Genomic DNA, 15,506 nt, shown 5'->3' with positions numbered 1-15,506 from the left:
ATCAGCGCCATGGCTGAGCGACGCACTGCAGACGCTGATGACGGGTTGGCCAACCTGTCGATTGATCCCGATGTGTTGGCGCGTGAGTTGGCGGCGGAGCTCCTCGGGGACCCCCTCGACGACATCGATGTCGAAGACCTTGAGGATGATGCGCTTCACATCGCCCGAGAATGCGATGAAGGCCTGCTCTGGCTTGCGCAGGGGCATGAGCAGCGTCTGCAGGGTCTGAGGGTGTTCTGTGAACACCGGGATCCCCGGTCCGTACCACTGCTCTTGCCACTGCTGCGTGAGGCCTGTCCGGTGGTGCGCATGAGTGCCGTGTATGCCCTGGGGCGTAATCCATCGCCACTGGCTGTGGTCTCACTGCTCCAGCTGTTGGAGGTCGACAGCAACGCCTATGTGCGCAAAGCCGCGGCCTGGAGCCTGGGGAACTACCCCGATGCTCCCGTCCTTAATCCCCTGATCCGTTCCCTGCAGGTGGATGTGGCCTCGGTGCGTCTGTGGGCCTCCGTGTCATTGGCGGAGGCGGGCATCACCTCACCCGCCAAGGCCGATCTGGCCGCAGGGCAGCTGCTCATCAGTCTGCGGATCGACAGTGAACCGGTGGTGCGCAGCAACTGCATCTGGGCGCTCGGTCGTCTGGTGGATCAGCTGGTGGAACCGCGTCGCGCCGATGTGGTGGAAGCCTTGGTGAATGCCCTGCTTCACGATCAGGAAACGTCGGTGCGTGATGAGGCCCGGACGGCTCTAGAGCAGCTCGAGAACCCTGACATCCTCGAACGGCTGCAAACTTTGGTGGACGAAGGGTTGCTCTGACTCAACAGGAAGAAGCCGGATGGCGTTGAAGCCTGCTCCTGTTACAGCTGAGCGTCAGCCCGGATTGAGTTTGCCTAGCATCCTGGCTGACATGGTGATGGTGCATGCCCCAGCGCACACTCCGATTCCGGATCCATGCGGATGGTCGGGTCGAAGAGCGAGTCGAAGGAGTGGAGGGTGAGGCCTGCCTCGCTCTCACGGAACGCCTTGAAGCGGCACTTGGCTCGGTGGTGCGTCGTGAATCCACCCCTGAGGCCTACAGCACCAACGCCCAACAGATCCAAACCGTCCCTGTCGAGCACGTCTGATGTCCCACTTCAGCACCGTCAGAACCGAGCTCCGTCAGCGTGAACCGCTGATGGCTGCCCTGCGCGATCTGGGTTACGAGCCGGAAGCCGGGTCCCGCCCTGTGCGCGGCTATCGCGGCCAGACCATCGACGCTGACCTGGCCGTGACCCTGCAGGATGGTGGCGATCTCGGTTTCCGTTGGAATGCGGCGACCGGGGCCTACGAGTTGGTCACAGACCTCGACCTCTGGCGCCAGCCCGTGCCGGTGGAGCGCTTCCTCTCCCGGCTCACTCAGCGGTATGCCCTCAACACCGTGCTGACGGCAAGCACGGATGAAGGCTTCACGGTGAGTGAACAGCGCAGCTGTCAGGACGGTTCCATCGAGCTGGTGGTGACCCGTTGGGACGCCTGAGCCGGCTTTTCCTCGGTGTCCTCTTCGATCGAGCCATCGGCTGCCTATCGCGCCCCGGTCACTGTTCCTGAGTCCCGCAGCGGTCATGAGCCGCTGCTGGGGGGAGCGCTTCGAGAGAAAGCCGTTTGGGTGGATGAAGCCGTGTGTATCGGCTGTCGTTATTGCGCCCACGTCGCTAGCAATACGTTTGCGATTGAACCGCGGCTCGGACGCTCCCGCGCGATCCGGCAGGACGGCGACAGCACCGCCTGCATTCAGGAGGCGATCGACACCTGTCCGGTGGACTGCATTCATTGGGTCGCCTTTGAAGAGCTTGATGCGCTCAAGGCCCGCCTCGATGCCATGGAGCTGCTACCGATGGGACTTCCTTCGCCGGCGCGCCCGAAGCGTCAACGGCCCCGAGCCTCATGAGCGACACCGTGGGGTGTCACGCTCTGCCCACCCGGCGTTTCGGCCGGACGGAGCTGCCGATGCCGATCCTCTCCCTGGGAGGCATGCGCTTTCAGCAGAGTTGGACCGATCTGGCCGCTGATGCGATCACGCATGCGTCGCAGCAACAGCTGGAGGCCACCCTGCGCCGGGCCGTGGCCTGCGGATTTCACCATGTGGAGACGGCGCGCCATTACGGCAGCTCCGAGCGCCAGCTGGGCTGGGCGCTGCCTCAGGTGCCCGATGCGGAACGGATTCTGCAGACCAAGATTACCCCCGGAGAGGATGCGGCGGCCTTCGAGCAGGAGCTCAGCCTGAGCGTGGAACGACTGGGCGGTGCCCGGATCGATCTGTTGGCCATTCATGGCATCAACCGGCCGGACCACCTGGAGCACACCCTCCGCCCGGGTGGGTGTCTGGAGGTGGTGCGGCGTTGGCAACAGCTGGGCCGGGTGGGCCATGTGGGGTTCTCCACCCATGGACCCACCGATCTGATCGTCGAGGCGATTCGCACCGATGCCTTCGACTATGTGAATCTGCATTGGTATTACATCCGCCAGGACAACGAACCGGCGATCGAGGCGGCAGCGCAGCACGACATGGGGGTGTTCATCATCAGCCCCACCGACAAAGGCGGGCATCTGCACACGCCATCGGCCCGTCTTCAGGCGTTGTGTGAACCGCTGCATCCGATCGTGTTCAACGATCTGTTCTGCCTGCGGGATCCCCGTGTCCACACGATCAGCGTTGGCGCCGCCCGCCCCGATGATCTCGACCTCCATCTGGAGGCGGTGGCCCGGCTCGATCAGGTGGATCAGCTGCTGCCCCCGGTGGAGCGACGCCTGGAGGATGCCGCCAGGCAGGCCCTCGGATCCGCCTGGCTGGAGAGCTGGCATCGGGGCCTGCCGCCCTGGGATCAGACACCTGGAGGCATCAATGTGCCGGTGCTGCTCTGGCTGCATGGGCTGGTGGAGGCCTGGGGGCTGGAGGGCTATGCCCGCGCCCGCTATGGCCTCCTCGGCCAAGGCAGCCATTGGTTTCCCGGTGCCAATGCTGATCCGCTCGATCAGAACGTGTCGGAAGCGGAGTTGCTCGCTGTGCTCGGCGCCAGTCCCTGGGCTAGGGAAATCCCCTCCATCCTCCGGTCTCTACGGACCCGGGTGGGTGGTGCCGTGAGCGAGAGGCTGTCCAGCGCCTGAGCACCGCCGCACCGTCGTTTGTCGGGGTGTCAATCCGCTGAGGTGCCGAGAGGCAGCTTGGCAGGCATCCCCACGGCGCGCGGATAGGTGGCTGGACAGGTCGCCAGCGGACGCAGCCGCAACAGGTGGCGCGGTCCTTTGTCGGCTGGAAGGTCGCGTTGTTGACAGGCCAGCAGGCTGGCGTTGAGCGGCTGCAGGGCGTTGCCGAGTTGGTGGGCATCGGCTTCGCTCCAGCGACCGCGGTAGAGCAGCGCTTCGCCGTCCTTCTGCAGCAGAGGCACCAGATATTCCGCCACCACGGGGGCGGAGGCGACGGCCCGCGCCATCGCCAGGTCGAAGCGGCCGCGGCAGGCGGGATCCTGACCCGTGCGCTCAATCCGTTCGGTTCGCACCTGCACCCGATCAGCCAGACCAAGGCTGTCGGCCATGGCCATCACTGCGGCGGTCTTGCGACCGACGGAATCGACCAGGGTGAGCCGTGCTCCGGGCAGGGCGATCGCCACCGCCAGGCCGGGAAAGCCACCGCCAGTTCCCACATCGATGCAGCGCAGCGGGGTCTGGGGGGCTTGAAGTTCGTTAAGCAGGGGCCAGAGACTATCGAGCACCTGGGCCACCCAGAAATCAGCCCCCTCCACCAGGCGGGTGAGATTGACGCGTTGATTCCAGCTGCGCAGTTCCTCCTGCAAGGTGACGAACTGCTCCAGCTGCTGGGGAGACGGCGTCCAGCCGAGGGCTTGCCACAGATCGGGACCGGGACCGTCAAAACGGGACGGTGTCGCCATGGCGTTCCGTACGGCGGTTCTCCCTAGGATGCCTGCCGGTGGAAGGCTCTGAGCCGGGCGTGGCAGACAACCGGACCCTCTACGACGTGTTGGCCGTGCCTCCAGAGGCCGATTCTGATGCTTTGCGCCGTGCGTTTCGCCGCCGCAGCAAGGCGCTGCACCCCGACACCACCGCATTACCCCAGGAGCAGGCGGCACGGGAGTTTCAGCGCCTCTGTGAGGCCTACGCCCAGCTTTCCGATCCGGTGCAGCGCCGCCGTTACGACGCGGGTCTGCAGGCAACGGTCAGCGTTGCCCCTGTGCCGTCTCCCGATGCTGCCTCTGCGGATTCCGGCTGGGGGAGCGTCGGCGTGCGCCGCCCTCTCTCGGGAGGGGAATGGCTGTCGATTGTGATGTTGGTGGCGGCTCTGTTGCTTTGCCTGCTGCTCGGTGTGGGCGGTGCCTGGCTTCGGGGTGTGGAGCTCCAAGTGGCGCCGAGTTGGCTGCAGCAGGAGCAGACTTGGGATCAGTTGGAACCGCTTTCCCTACGTGATGACCGCCCTGCCGCCGGGCCAGACCCCTCTGAATCAGCATTCCTTGCGCTCTCTAGAACTCTGGTTGGAGAGCCTTGGGGCCAGCCGCAGCGGTGACGATCCCTGCGTATGGAGCTGGCATCAGCCGGAGTGGTCGGCGGAGATTCGTCTTGAGCAGGAGGATCTCTGCGTCAGTTGGCAGGCCTCGGGCCATAGCTCACAGCGAACCTTCCCCTACGGATTGCCCCGTTTGGATGTGGAGGCGGCGATGCGGGCCGGTCCCTGATCGGGGCGTCATGATGGGGGCGTTGACCGGGCCGATCGTCATGGCCGCAACCACAACCTCCCCCCGCCTGTCCAAGCGGTTCATCACGCCCGCTGCCCGGGTGGCGAGCACAGCACGACCTCTGGAATCTGGTGTCTACGGACGGCGGGATCTTTTTGCTGAAGGCCTCTGGCCCTCGATCAAGGTGCGCCTGGAAATGGCCGGTTGGTCACCGTCCCAGATCGACCAGATCCATGAACAGCTCCGCCAGGGCTGGACGCTGCCGATGGCGGTGCGTCACGTGGCCATGCGCCATGGGGCCTGTCCACTGCGGTCCAGGCCTCTGGGCTGACCGCTTCAGCGGCAGACTTCGCTCCTGTCTTCGGAGCTGGTTGACAGCGGCCCACAGTTGAACCAGCGGACCAGGCCAACCTCCACGTCGGTGAACAGCACCAGAATGCCGCCGCAAAGAAGGATCACGGCCACGGTGGCCCAGGTCTGGCGGCTGGTCATGGAAGGGGGTGCTGTCAGAGCAGAAGTCGCTCGAACTTAGGCCCCAGCTCCTGTCGGTGCCATGTGTCCTGCAGGCTGGCGGCATCGAGAGGATCAAGCCTGGGCATCTGGGCCAATACCGGAACGCCGCCGAACTGTTCCAGGGTGCGCGGGTTGTCGGCATGCAGCGGGCCGTTGAGGAACAGGCCCAGCACCGGGATCGCGCGTCGCTTCAGCGTTTCCAGGCTCAAGAGTGTGTGGTTCAGCGTGCCGAGTCCGCTGCGCGCCACCAGCACCACCGGCAGTTGCCACCGTTCCAGCTGATCGATCTGCAGCCAGTGGCGATTGAGGGGCACGTGCAGTCCCCCAGCGGTTTCGATCACCAGGGGGTGGCCGTTCGTCTCGGGTGGCACGAGGCGGTCCGGATCGATCGTTTGCGCTTCCATCTCGGCAGCCCAGTGGGGCGAGACGGCCGCTTGAAAGGCATAGGCCTCCGGCAGCTGTCGTTCCATCGGTAGCTGGAGCACAGTCGTCAGCCAGGCGCGATCCCCCCCCTGCTCCAGGCCGCTCTGCACCGGTTTCCAATACCAGGCCCCCAGCCCCTGCACCAGCAGGGCGCTCACCACGGTTTTGCCCACATCGGTGTCGGTGCCGCACACCACCAGCCGGCGTGCACTGCGAGGGCGCTCACTCATCGCTGCAGCAGCAGGATCTGAATCGTCCAGGTCAGTCTGAACTGTCCGTCGGACTCCGGGACGGGCCAGTGACGGCTCAGCTGTCGCCAGGCACGCACCCCCAGCGGTTCCACCGGGGTGCTGCCGGCTCCAACGCGGCGCATCGGTCGAAGCAGGGCGGCCACGGTTCGGGCCTGTGTGGTGAAGCGATGCAGGGACCGGTGCCGCACGGCTCTGGCCGGGACAGCTTCGAGCAGGCTGGTGGCGGCTGGCAGAGGCAGGGCGGTGCAGGTCTGGCCGGATGCACTGGCTGCCTGATGCCACTGCCGGAAGCTGCCGTGCACCGGCAGGGCCAGGGCGAGCCAGCCGGCAGGGGCGAGCGCCCCATACCATTGCTGCATGCGCAGGCAGGGATCGTCGAGCCAGTGCAGGCAGAAGCTGGAGGCCAGCACCTGGGGGCGTTCAGGCCAGGATGGGAGCCCCTGTTGCAGGTCCCACGTCAGCGTGTCTTGCCGCTGGCTCTGGAGCGCCAGCATCGCTTCGCTGCCATCGAGGCGGCCAACGGACTGGCCCGGATGCAAGGTCTCGAGGGCATCGGCCAGCATCCCCGTACCCGCCCCGAGATCCAGCCAGCGTCCTCGTGGCAACGGTTGGCGCCGGCAGAGGCCGGCCAGACGCCAGGCCACGGCCCGTTGCAGTCCAGCATGCTCGACGTAATCAGGCGCAGCGCGGTCAAAACGCTGCAGCACCTGGTGTCGCCAGGGTTGCTCCCCGGGGGAGAGCTCCATCACGTCGTCGGCCCCGTCGCCGGCGGTGCGTCCAGCCAGTGCTGCACCCGAACCAGCAGGTCGGGCACCAGCAGAGCGTGGCCCGCATCGTGCAATGTCCAGTGCACGGGGGGGCTGTCGAGATGGTCCTGAAGTCGCTCGAGTAGCTCCAGACGGGCCTCCGGCGCCACAATCGCATCATCCGCTGCGTCCACCACCAGCACCCGAGCCGTCCTGGGGAATCCCGCCGGTAAACCGCTGGTGTGCAGCAGCCGCAGCAGGTCCTGATCGAGGCGTCGCCGCCCGTCCGGGGTCAGCCCTGTCTGCAGTGGACCCGGCGGCAGGGCCGAGGCCGGGGCGGGCAGGGCCGCACGCGCCAGAAAGCGTTCGAGCATGGCTCGCTCCCCATCGCTCCCCAGGGCGTTGTGCATCCCCATCAGGGCGGCGCGCAGCGGGCGACCGGCGGTGCCGGCTGGCACGAAGCGGCCGAAACTAGTGAGCAACACCACATCCGTGGCACTGCCGAGAACCTCCGCCTCCACGAGATGGGGGCCCAGGGAGTGGCCGATCACCACCCTCCGCGTTGCGGTGCATCCAGTCGTCTCCTGCCAGCGGGGCCGGACGGGGCGGGAGGCTCCATAGCCCCGTTCGCCACTCTGCCAATGCCAGCCATGCTGCTCGAAATGGCGTTGCCATGGCTGCCAGGCGGAGCTGTCGCCGCTCCAGCCGTGCATGGCGATCACCTGGTTGTGCGCTGGATCAGCCACACGCAAGCGCCTTCAGCAGGATCTCCAATGTCTCATCGCTCTGGCGGCGATGCAGCACCAGGCGCAGCCGTGCCGTTCCCTCCGGCACGGTGGGTGGCCGGATCGCCACCGTGAGCAGTCCGGCCTGCTCCAACTGCGCCTGGAGATCGAGGGCTGCCTGGTCATCGCCCACCAGCAGTGGCAGGATCGGCCCCTGGCCATCAGGGCGCTTCCAGCCGGCGATCTGGAGTCGGTCTCGCCATTGCTCGCTCCGGGTCACCAGCTGCGCACCCCATTGGGGGTTCGCCTGGATCTGGCTGAGCGCCGCCAGGGCGGCCGCCGCCAGGGGCGGGGCCAGGGCCGTGGTGTAGCGGAAGGCGCCGCTGCTCTGCAGCAGCGCCTCGCCGAGGTCTCCATCACAGGCCAGAAAGGCTCCCCCGCTGCCGAAAGCCTTGCCGAAGGTGCCGCTGAGCATCGCCACCTCGCGGAGGCCATGGGTCAGCCCTCGCCCCTCGGGGCCGAGCACGCCGAGGGCATGGGCCTCGTCCACCAGCAAGCGTGCTCCATGCTGCTGGCAGAGATTCAGCATGGCCCCCAGGGGCGGGCTCGTGCCCTCCATGCTGAACAGGCTTTCGGTGACCACCAGGGGCGGATGCCCATGGTGGTGAGGTCCACAGACCTGCAGTCGTCGCTCCAGGGCCTGGAGGTCGTTGTGGTCGAAGCGTTTCAGCCGGGCGCCGCTGGCGCGAACCCCCACCAGCAGGGAATGGTGAATCAGCCGGTCGGCGACCACGGTGGTGTGCCGGTCAGCGAGGGCGGCGATGGCGGCCAGGTTGGCTTGGAAGCCACTGGGGAAGAGCAGGACCCGCTCCCGGCCGAGCCAATCGGCCAAGGCCGATTCCAGGCGGGCATGCACCGGCCTGCTGCCGCTGATAAGACGCGATCCTCCTGCGCCGACGCCGCTGCACTCCAGTTCGCGCTGGGCCGCGGCGATCAGGGCTGGGTCGCGGCTCAGGTTCAGATAGTCGTTGCTGGCCAGATCCACGAGCCCGGAGTCGCTGTCATGGCAGCCTTCAACCTGCAGACGGCTGCTGCCGGGCGGGCTGGTGAAGCTGCGCAAGCGACGACGACGGGCCGGAGGGATCGACATGCCGACCAGTTTGGCGATCACCGCGGCCTGCAGGATGGCGTGTCGCCGCTCCGAGCTCGTGTCGTCGTCCCCATCGCTGCCGTCGCTGGAGCGTTTCACCCTGTTGTTCCCGCTCTGGACCCTGCTGGCGGCAGGACTGTCGTTGGCGGTGCCGGGCTTGTTCGCCTGGGTGGCGGGGCCCGTGATCACCTGGGGCCTTGCCCTGATCATGCTCGGCATGGGACTTGGGCTTGCCCCGGCTGACTTTCGCCGGGTGCTGGTTCGGCCCCGCTCCGCCCTGATCGGTGTGGCGTTGCAGTTTCTGGTGATGCCGTCGTTGGCGGCCCTGCTGGCCTGGGGGCTGCGGTTGGACCCCCCTCTGGCGGTGGGGTTGATTCTGGTGGGGTGTTGCCCCGGTGGCACGGCCAGCAACGTGGTGGCCTTGATCGCCAGGGCTGATGTGGCCCTTTCAGTGGTGATGACCAGCCTGAGCACGGGTCTGGCGGTGGTGCTGACGCCATTGCTCACCAGCCTGCTGGCCGGGCGCTATGTGCCCGTGGAGGGCTGGACCCTGTTGATCAATGTGCTGCAGGTGGTGCTGGTGCCGGTGGCACTCGGTGTTGCCTTGAAGCAGGGGCAGCCGGGGCTGGCGCGGCGGATCGAACCGTTGATGCCGCCCATTGCCGTGGTCGCCATCGCCTTGATCGTGGCCGGGATCCTGGCAGGCCAGCGCCAGGCGTTGCTCAGTCAGGGCCTGCTGTTGCTTCTGGCCACAGTGCTGCTCCATGCCGGCGGCTTCGCCTTGGGGCTGTTGGTGCCGGCTCTGCTCGGAGACGGGGCGTCGTCACGCCGCACGATCAGCCTGGAGGTGGGGATGCAGAACTCAGGCCTGGCGGTGGTGTTGGCCCGGGCGGGTGGGTTCGCCAGTCCGCTCACGGCCCTGCCCGGGGCGATCTCCGCTGTGGTGCATTCCCTGCTTGGCAGTGCCCTGGCGGCCTGGTGGCGGCGGCGTCCCTAGGATCGCCTTTATGGCCGAGACCGACACCCTGGCTGCTGAGCCCGCAAGCGTGGGGTCGCCGGATCCGGCGCAGATTTTCCCCTTCCCTCTCGACGGGTTCCAGCTGGAGGCCATTGAGGCCCTCAATCAGGGCCATTCCGTGGTGGTGAGTGCACCGACGGGATCGGGCAAGACCCTGGTGGGCGAATACGCCATCTATCGGGCGATCGCGCATCGCCAGAAAGTGTTTTACACCACGCCGCTCAAGGCGTTGTCCAACCAGAAACTGCGCGATTTCCGCGCCCAGTTCGGGGCGGAGAACGTGGGCCTGATGACCGGTGATCTCAGCGTCAACCGGGAGGCCTCCATCGTGGTGATGACCACCGAGATCTTCCGCAACATGCTCTACGCCGAGGCGGATGAGCATGACGATCCGTTGGCGGATGTGGAGGCGGTGGTGCTCGATGAATGCCACTACATGAACGACTCCCAGCGGGGCACGGTCTGGGAGGAGTCGATCATTCACTGCCCGCCTTCGGTGCAATTGGTGGCCCTTTCCGCCACGGTGGCCAATGCCGGGCAACTCACCGACTGGATCGAGCGGGTGCATGGCCCCACCCGGCTCGTTCTGAGTGATCATCGGCCCGTTCCCCTGCAGTTCAGTTTCTGCAGTGCCAAGGGTCTGCACCCGCTGCTGAACGATCAGGGCACCGGTCTTCATCCCAACTGCAAGGTCTGGCGTGCTCCGAAGGGGAGCAAACGCAAAGGCCGCTCCCCCAAGCCGCCCCAGCCCGAGCCACCGCCGATCAGTTTCGTGGTCGCTCAGATGGCCGAACGGGACATGCTTCCGGCCATCTATTTCATTTTCAGCCGGCGCGGTTGCGACAAGGCGGTGCGCGATCTCGGTGCGCAATGCCTCGTGAATGAGAACGAGCAGGCGAGGATTCGCGAGCGCTTCAAGGCCTACGCCAGTGCCAATCCGGAGGCGGTGCGTGATGGGGTGCATGCGGACGCTCTCCTGCGCGGCATCGCCGCTCACCATGCCGGCGTGCTTCCCGCCTGGAAGGAGCTGATCGAGGAGCTCTTCCAGGAGGGGTTGGTGAAGGTGGTGTTTGCCACAGAAACCCTGGCGGCGGGTATCAACATGCCGGCACGCAGCACCGTGATCGCGGCGTTGTCCAAGCGCACCGAGCGGGGCCATCGGCCGCTGATGGCGAGCGAGTTTCTGCAGATGGCCGGTCGCGCCGGTCGGCGAGGTCTCGATTCCCAGGGCTATGTGGTGACGGTGCAGAGCCGGTTTGAGGGGGTGCGTGAGGCCGGGCAGCTGGCCACCAGCCCCTCCGATCCGCTCGTGAGTCAGTTCACCCCGAGTTACGGCATGGTGCTGAATCTGTTGCAGCGCCACGATCTGGCGAAGGCGCGGGAGCTGGTGGAGCGCAGTTTCGGCCGTTACCTCGCCAGCCTCGATCTGGTCGAGGAGGAAGAGATCCTTACCCAGCTGCGCCTCCAGCTCGGTCAGCTGCAGGGCACGGCGGGGGATGTGCCCTGGGAAGACTTCGAGGAGTACGAGAAACGGCGTGGTCGCTTACGCGAGGAGCGTCGCTTGCTCAGGATCCTGCAGCAACAAGCGGAAGAAACCCTGGCCCACGAGCTCACGCTGGCGCTGCAGTTCGCCAGTGTCGGCACCCTGGTGAGCCTCAAGGCGCCCCAGCTTCGGGGGGGGGTTACGCCCGCGGTCATCGTCGAGAAATGCGATGGCCCCGGTCAGTTCCCCCTGCTGCTGTGCCTCACCGACGACAACGTCTGGCTGCTGCTGCCCTGCCAGGCCGTGGTGAGCCTGCATGCGGAACTGAGCTGCCTTCAGGTGGAGGGGGTGAGTCCACCGGAGCTGCGCCGTGCCGGTGAACTGCGGCATGGTGATCAGCAGAGCGGTGGGTTGGCCCTGGCGGTGGGGCACATGGCCCAACGCCACGACATGACCACGCCCCAGTACGACCTGGCCGGTGAGGTGCTTTCCCAGGCGCGTCTGGTGCAGGAGCTGGAGGCTGACCTGGAGGCCCATCCCGCCCATCGCTGGGGTGATCGCCGTCAGTTGAAGAAGCACCGGCGCCGCATGGAGGAACTGGAGCTGGAAATCCGTGAGCGACAGCAGATGCTTCACCACCGGGCCAACCGGCACTGGGAGACCTTTCTGGCCTTGATTGAGATCCTGCAGCACTTCGGCTGCTTGGATGATCTGGAACCCACCGAAATCGGGCGGACCGTGGCGGCCCTGCGCGGTGATAACGAACTCTGGTTGGGGCTGGCGCTAATGAGTGGGCACCTGGATGAGCTGCAGCCAGCGGAACTGGCAGCGGTGTTCGAGGTGATCAGCACGGAGGTGAACCGCCCCGATCTCTGGAGCGGTTTTCCGCCGCCGCCGCGGGCTGAGGAGGCTCTGCATGACCTGATGGGGATCCGTCGCGAGCTGCTGCGGGCCCAGGAGCGGGCCCAGGTGGTGGTGCCCGCCTGGTGGGAACCGGAGCTGATGGGACTGGTGGAGGCCTGGGCAAGCGGCACGGCCTGGAACGATCTGATTGCCAATACCTCCCTGGATGAGGGGGATGTGGTGAGGATCATGCGGCGCACGGTGGATCTGCTCGCCCAGGTGCCCTACTGCGAAGCGATCAGTGAGCAGCTGCGGCGCCATGCCCGCCAGGCGTTAAAAGCGATCAACCGTTTCCCGGTGGCGGAAGCCGAGGATCTGCTCAAGGCGGCGGAGGCGGGTGGCCTCAATCCGGCGACGGAACGGGCCGCCTGACGGGCCGCTTCAGGGGTTATCCGTGCGGCACGGTCATCGCGGCCGGATCCACGATCCGGTCAAAATCATCAGCGCTGACGTAGCCCAGCTCCAGGGCGGCATCGCGAAGGCTCGTGCCCTGCTCATGGGCATATTTGGCGATGGCACAGGCTTTGTCGTAACCGATCACCGGTGCCAGGGGCGTCACGAGCATCAGGGATTGCTCGACGTCGCGTTGAATGCGGCTGAGGTTCGGTTCCATCCCTTCCACCATCGCCACCCGGAAGCAGCGGCAGGCATCCGTGAGCAGGGTGATCGCCTGGAGCAGATTGAAGCCGATCAACGGTTTGTAGACGTTCATCTGCAGGTGCCCACCGGCTCCCGCCATGGCCACAGCGGCATCGAGGCCGATCACCTGGGTGCACACCATCGCCATCGCCTCGCACTGGGTGGGATTCACCTTGCCGGGCATGATCGAGCTGCCGGGTTCGTTTTCCGGCAGATGGAGTTCGGCCAGGCCGGCGCGGGGGCCGCAAGCCAGCAAGCGGATGTCGTTGGCGATCTTCAGCAGTGTCACCGCCAGCAGCCGCAGCTGACCCATGGCATGCACCAGGCCGTCATGGCTGGCCATCACGGCAAATTTGTTTGGTGCTGAGCGGAAGGGCAGGCCGGTGAGGCGTGCAAGCTCGGCGGCGGCCTGCTCCGCAAAGCCATCGGGTGCGTTCAGGCCTGTGCCAACGGCCGTGCCGCCAAGGGGGAGAGGCAGCACTTCGACGAGGCAGGCATCGATCCGCTCGGTTGCTGTGCCGACCTGGTCGCGCCAGGCGGACACTTCCTGGCCCAGGGTGAGCGGTACCGCGTCCTGCAGGTGGGTGCGGCCGATTTTCACAATCCCGTTCCAGGCGTCGGCTTTCTTGGCCAAGGCCTTGTGCAGTCTTTGCAGTTCAGGCACTAAGCGGCGGCTGATCCCTTCGGCGGTTGCAACGTGGATGGCGGCCGGGAAGGCGTCATTGGTCGATTGCGAACGATTGACGTGATCATTCGGATGCACCGGCCTGTGGCTCCCCAGGGGCTCGCCAGCGGATAGGGCCGCGAGATTGCTGATCACCTCATTGAGGTTCATGTTGGTCTGGGTGCCGCTGCCGGTCTGCCAGACCCGTAAGGGGAAGTGGGCATCGTGCTGGCCTTCGGCGACCGCCGCCGCCGCCTCCACAATCAGAGCGCAACGCTCCTGATCGAGAACGCCCAGGCGGGTGTTCACCACGGCGGCCACCTGTTTGATCCGTGCCAGGGCGTGGATCAGTTCCAGGGGAACGGTGTCTTGGCTGATGGCGAAATTCTGGAGCGAGCGTTGGGTCTGAGCGCCCCAGAGAGCCTCAGCTGGCACCTCCACAGGCCCCATGCTGTCGTGATCAGTCCGGATTGCATGCGTCATGGCTTCGGGTTGCTCCGCAGCACCAGCGTGATGATCAGCAGCAGGCCGCTCAGGCTGATGCCCACGTAGATCCAGTCGGCGTAGGGGGTCCAGAACATCGCCTTGTGCGACTCAAAGGCCGAGGCGATCCCAGATCACGCCGAGATTGGCCTGATGGAGGTCGGTGCTGAAGCAGTCAGCTAGCTGCTCGGCGCTGAGTTTGCCGGTCACCTCCGGATCCGCCGCCAGGTTGGCGCGGAAGTCGCCGCCGTTGCTGTTCCAAGCGCTGTGGGCGTTGCGTTGCACCACCCGATAGGCGTCCTCCCGGCTCATGCCGGCGTCCACTAGGCCCAGCAACACGCGCTGGCTGAACACCACACCGCCGTAGACATTCATATTGCGGCGCATGTTGTCGGGGTAGACCCCGAGGCCCGCCACAACGGCTGTCATTTCCCTCAGCATGAAATGCAGGGTCACCGAACAGTCGGGAAGCATCATGCGTTCGGTGGAGCTGTGGCTGATGTCACGCTCGTGCCAGAGGGCCACGTTCTCGAGGGCTGCCACCACATAACTGCGCAGCACCCGGGCCAGGCCGCTGATGCGTTCACTGCGGATCGGGTTGCGTTTGTGGGGCATGGCCGAGCTGCCCTTCTGGCCTTTGGCAAAGCTTTCCTCCACCTCAAGAACGTCGGTGCGCTGCAGGTTGCGGATTTCGGTGGCGAAGCGATCCAGGGATGCGCCCACCAATGCCAGGGTCTGCACATAGTCGGCGTGACGATCACGGGAGATCACCTGGGTGCTGGCGGTGTCTGGGCTGAGACCGAGGCGCTCGCAGGTGAGGCGCTCCACCTCGGGATCGGTGTTGGCGTAGGTGCCCATCGCGCCGCTGATCTGGCCGACGGCCACATCCCGTTCCAGCCGCTCGAGGCGCTCGGCGTTGCGCCGCGTCTCCGCGAGCCAGCCGGCCAGCTTGAAGCCGAATGTGATCGGTTCGCCATGGATGGCGTGGGAGCGGCCGATCATCACGGTGCCCTTGTGCTCGGCAGCCAGCGCGGCAATGGCCTGATCCAGTGCTGACAGCTCCTTGCGCAGCAGGGCGACGGAGGCTTTCAGCTGCAGCGCCAGACCGGTGTCGAGCACGTCACTGCTGGTCATCCCTACGTGGATGTAACGGCCTGCATCCCCAACGTGTTCGTTGACGTTGGTGAGGAAGGCGATCACGTCATGACGTACCTCCGCTTCGATGGCGAGGATCCGCTCGGGCTCGAAACGCGCTTTGGCGCGAATCTCCTGCATGGCTGACTCGGGAACGCGACCGAGGCTGCAATTGGCTTCGCAGGCGGCGACTTCCACGTCGAGCCAGCTTTGATATTTGGCCCTGTCCGTCCAGAGCTCGCCCATCTCGGGCAGGGTGTAGCGCTCGATCAAGGGCCAGCGCGTGACAACAACCCAACCAATGTATGGCGTGGCCTGAGGCGGACGATCGTGGCTGTGACGTCAGGCCGAGGTGAGGCGGTTGTGCTCCACCTCCCATTGCACATGTTGTCCCCAGGCCTGCTGGCGCACCCAGCACCGCCCTCCCCGGCATTGGATCACCTGAAAAGGGGGGAGATCATTGGGATGGTTGTCGAGAGTCACGAACGTGCCTGGAGCGAGCAGCTCGAGAACGGGTGTGGCGTCCTGCTTCGGCACGCTCTGCAGATGGGGCCGATGGGACGAGCGACGACGCTGGTTGGATCGGGGGGGCTGTTGAGCGGACACGTCCCTGCGGGCGGCTTGGACTGATCTTCCTGGCGGTTCCTGCA

20 protein-coding genes are annotated in these 15,506 nt (G+C 66.1%); 10 read left to right on the top strand and 10 right to left on the bottom strand.

Annotated features, from left to right (window positions below; all coding sequences use genetic code 11):
* Positions 1–9: 9 nt before the first annotated feature.
* From SynWH8101_RS11635 to SynWH8101_RS11615, 5 genes are all read left to right on the top strand, one after another.
* The gene (locus SynWH8101_RS11635) at positions 10–816 is read left to right on the top strand and encodes a HEAT repeat domain-containing protein (RefSeq protein WP_130129895.1); all 807 of its coding nucleotides are present in this window, start codon (positions 10–12) and stop codon (positions 814–816) included.
* A gap of 104 nt (positions 817–920) precedes the next feature.
* The gene (locus tag SynWH8101_RS11630; protein WP_007101601.1) at positions 921–1,124 is read left to right on the top strand and encodes a DUF2997 domain-containing protein; all 204 of its coding nucleotides are present in this window, start codon (positions 921–923) and stop codon (positions 1,122–1,124) included.
* Positions 1,124–1,516 (top strand): DUF1257 domain-containing protein, encoded by a 393-nt coding sequence (locus SynWH8101_RS11625; RefSeq protein WP_130129894.1) that lies wholly within the window; start codon positions 1,124–1,126, stop codon positions 1,514–1,516. The genes SynWH8101_RS11630 and SynWH8101_RS11625 overlap by 1 nt, the downstream gene beginning before the upstream one ends.
* Positions 1,517–1,531: 15 nt before the next feature.
* Positions 1,532–1,927: a ferredoxin gene (locus SynWH8101_RS11620; RefSeq protein ID WP_130129893.1), complete on the top strand. Its 396-nt coding sequence runs from the start codon at positions 1,532–1,534 to the stop codon at positions 1,925–1,927.
* Complete coding sequence (locus SynWH8101_RS11615; protein ID WP_130129892.1) at positions 1,924–3,144, top strand: aldo/keto reductase; 1,221 nt, start codon at positions 1,924–1,926, stop codon at positions 3,142–3,144. Before SynWH8101_RS11620 ends, SynWH8101_RS11615 begins: the two co-directional genes overlap by 4 nt.
* Before the next feature lie 29 nt (positions 3,145–3,173).
* Here SynWH8101_RS11615 and rsmG read toward each other — a convergent pair whose 3' ends face one another.
* Complete coding sequence (rsmG, locus tag SynWH8101_RS11610; protein WP_130129891.1) at positions 3,174–3,926, bottom strand: 16S rRNA (guanine(527)-N(7))-methyltransferase RsmG; 753 nt, start codon at positions 3,924–3,926, stop codon at positions 3,174–3,176.
* Positions 3,927–3,985: 59 nt separating this feature from the next.
* Here rsmG and SynWH8101_RS11605 point away from each other — a divergent pair, with 59 nt between their 5' ends.
* From SynWH8101_RS11605 to SynWH8101_RS11595, 3 genes are read left to right on the top strand one after another with little or no spacing between them, the layout of a single operon-like run.
* Entirely contained in the window at positions 3,986–4,555 is a 570-nt protein-coding gene (locus SynWH8101_RS11605) for a J domain-containing protein (protein WP_254427958.1), read from the top strand.
* Positions 4,524–4,724, top strand: a complete 201-nt coding sequence (locus SynWH8101_RS11600; RefSeq protein ID WP_007101607.1) for a DUF3143 domain-containing protein — start codon at positions 4,524–4,526, stop codon at positions 4,722–4,724. Before SynWH8101_RS11605 ends, SynWH8101_RS11600 begins: the two co-directional genes overlap by 32 nt.
* Positions 4,725–4,764: 40 nt before the next feature.
* The gene (locus SynWH8101_RS11595; protein ID WP_254427957.1) at positions 4,765–5,055 is read left to right on the top strand and encodes a hypothetical protein; all 291 of its coding nucleotides are present in this window, start codon (positions 4,765–4,767) and stop codon (positions 5,053–5,055) included.
* A 5-nt stretch (positions 5,056–5,060) separates the two neighbouring features.
* Here SynWH8101_RS11595 and SynWH8101_RS14195 read toward each other — a convergent pair whose 3' ends face one another.
* The 5 genes from SynWH8101_RS14195 to SynWH8101_RS11575 are packed head-to-tail and all read right to left on the bottom strand — an operon-like array spanning position 5,061 to position 8,532.
* On the bottom strand, positions 5,061–5,216 hold the full coding sequence (locus SynWH8101_RS14195) for a hypothetical protein (RefSeq protein WP_007101609.1): 156 nt from the start codon (positions 5,214–5,216) through the stop codon (positions 5,061–5,063).
* Between the two features lie 14 nt (positions 5,217–5,230).
* Positions 5,231–5,890: a dethiobiotin synthase gene (gene bioD, locus SynWH8101_RS11590; RefSeq protein WP_130129888.1), complete on the bottom strand. Its 660-nt coding sequence runs from the start codon at positions 5,888–5,890 to the stop codon at positions 5,231–5,233.
* A complete protein-coding gene (locus tag SynWH8101_RS11585; protein ID WP_130129887.1) occupies positions 5,887–6,657 on the bottom strand; it encodes a methyltransferase domain-containing protein in 771 nt (256 codons plus the stop codon). The genes bioD and SynWH8101_RS11585 overlap by 4 nt, the downstream gene beginning before the upstream one ends.
* The gene (locus SynWH8101_RS11580; protein ID WP_130129886.1) at positions 6,657–7,403 is read right to left on the bottom strand and encodes an alpha/beta hydrolase; all 747 of its coding nucleotides are present in this window, start codon (positions 7,401–7,403) and stop codon (positions 6,657–6,659) included. Before SynWH8101_RS11580 ends, SynWH8101_RS11585 begins: the two co-directional genes overlap by 1 nt.
* Positions 7,396–8,532, bottom strand: coding sequence for an aminotransferase class I/II-fold pyridoxal phosphate-dependent enzyme (locus SynWH8101_RS11575; protein ID WP_130129885.1), 1,137 nt, complete (start codon positions 8,530–8,532; stop codon positions 7,396–7,398). The genes SynWH8101_RS11580 and SynWH8101_RS11575 overlap by 8 nt, the downstream gene beginning before the upstream one ends.
* A 58-nt stretch (positions 8,533–8,590) precedes the next feature.
* Between SynWH8101_RS11575 and SynWH8101_RS11570 the strand changes: the two genes are divergently transcribed.
* The gene (locus SynWH8101_RS11570) at positions 8,591–9,529 is read left to right on the top strand and encodes a bile acid:sodium symporter family protein (protein ID WP_254427956.1); all 939 of its coding nucleotides are present in this window, start codon (positions 8,591–8,593) and stop codon (positions 9,527–9,529) included.
* A 10-nt stretch (positions 9,530–9,539) separates the two neighbouring features.
* Entirely contained in the window at positions 9,540–12,308 is a 2,769-nt protein-coding gene (locus SynWH8101_RS11565; RefSeq protein ID WP_130129884.1) for an RNA helicase, read from the top strand.
* Between the two features lie 16 nt (positions 12,309–12,324).
* On the opposite strand, the gene fumC is transcribed toward SynWH8101_RS11565, so the two are convergent.
* From fumC to SynWH8101_RS11545, 4 genes are all read right to left on the bottom strand, one after another.
* Complete coding sequence (gene fumC / locus SynWH8101_RS11560) at positions 12,325–13,722, bottom strand: class II fumarate hydratase (RefSeq protein ID WP_130129883.1); 1,398 nt, start codon at positions 13,720–13,722, stop codon at positions 12,325–12,327.
* Positions 13,719–13,820 carry an adenylosuccinate lyase gene (locus SynWH8101_RS11555; RefSeq protein ID WP_130129882.1) on the bottom strand — a complete coding sequence of 34 codons (102 nt, stop codon included), beginning with the start codon at positions 13,818–13,820 and terminating at the stop codon, positions 13,719–13,721. Before SynWH8101_RS11555 ends, fumC begins: the two co-directional genes overlap by 4 nt.
* Positions 13,821–13,833: 13 nt before the next feature.
* Positions 13,834–15,129 (bottom strand): adenylosuccinate lyase, encoded by a 1,296-nt coding sequence (purB, locus tag SynWH8101_RS11550; protein WP_130129881.1) that lies wholly within the window; start codon positions 15,127–15,129, stop codon positions 13,834–13,836.
* Between the two features lie 69 nt (positions 15,130–15,198).
* Positions 15,199–15,462: a hypothetical protein gene (locus SynWH8101_RS11545; protein ID WP_370586998.1), complete on the bottom strand. Its 264-nt coding sequence runs from the start codon at positions 15,460–15,462 to the stop codon at positions 15,199–15,201.
* Positions 15,463–15,506 lie beyond the last annotated feature (44 nt).

The sequence above is a fragment of the Synechococcus sp. WH 8101 genome, assembly GCF_004209775.1.
Lineage (GTDB): Bacteria > Cyanobacteriota > Cyanobacteriia > PCC-6307 > Cyanobiaceae > Synechococcus_C.
This window is presented reverse-complemented; position numbering and strand designations above follow the sequence as displayed.

Excerpts from the sequence above, each read along its gene's own strand:
- SynWH8101_RS11635 (WP_130129895.1), top strand. The coding sequence starts at position 10 with ATGGCTGAGCGACGCACTGCAGACGCTGATGACGGGTTGGCCAACCTG.
- SynWH8101_RS11630 (WP_007101601.1), top strand. The coding sequence starts at position 921 with ATGCCCCAGCGCACACTCCGATTCCGGATCCATGCGGATGGTCGGGTC.
- SynWH8101_RS11625 (WP_130129894.1), top strand. The coding sequence starts at position 1,124 with ATGTCCCACTTCAGCACCGTCAGAACCGAGCTCCGTCAGCGTGAACCG.
- SynWH8101_RS11615 (WP_130129892.1), top strand. The coding sequence starts at position 1,924 with ATGAGCGACACCGTGGGGTGTCACGCTCTGCCCACCCGGCGTTTCGGC.
- rsmG (WP_130129891.1), bottom strand. The coding sequence starts at position 3,926 with ATGGCGACACCGTCCCGTTTTGACGGTCCCGGTCCCGATCTGTGGCAA.
- SynWH8101_RS11595 (WP_254427957.1), top strand. The coding sequence starts at position 4,765 with ATGGCCGCAACCACAACCTCCCCCCGCCTGTCCAAGCGGTTCATCACG.
- SynWH8101_RS14195 (WP_007101609.1), bottom strand. The coding sequence starts at position 5,216 with ATGACCAGCCGCCAGACCTGGGCCACCGTGGCCGTGATCCTTCTTTGC.
- bioD (WP_130129888.1), bottom strand. The coding sequence starts at position 5,890 with ATGAGTGAGCGCCCTCGCAGTGCACGCCGGCTGGTGGTGTGCGGCACC.
- SynWH8101_RS11585 (WP_130129887.1), bottom strand. The coding sequence starts at position 6,657 with ATGGAGCTCTCCCCCGGGGAGCAACCCTGGCGACACCAGGTGCTGCAG.
- SynWH8101_RS11575 (WP_130129885.1), bottom strand. The coding sequence starts at position 8,532 with ATGTCGATCCCTCCGGCCCGTCGTCGTCGCTTGCGCAGCTTCACCAGC.
- SynWH8101_RS11565 (WP_130129884.1), top strand. The coding sequence starts at position 9,540 with ATGGCCGAGACCGACACCCTGGCTGCTGAGCCCGCAAGCGTGGGGTCG.
- fumC (WP_130129883.1), bottom strand. The coding sequence starts at position 13,722 with ATGACGCATGCAATCCGGACTGATCACGACAGCATGGGGCCTGTGGAG.
- SynWH8101_RS11555 (WP_130129882.1), bottom strand. The coding sequence starts at position 13,820 with ATGTTCTGGACCCCCTACGCCGACTGGATCTACGTGGGCATCAGCCTG.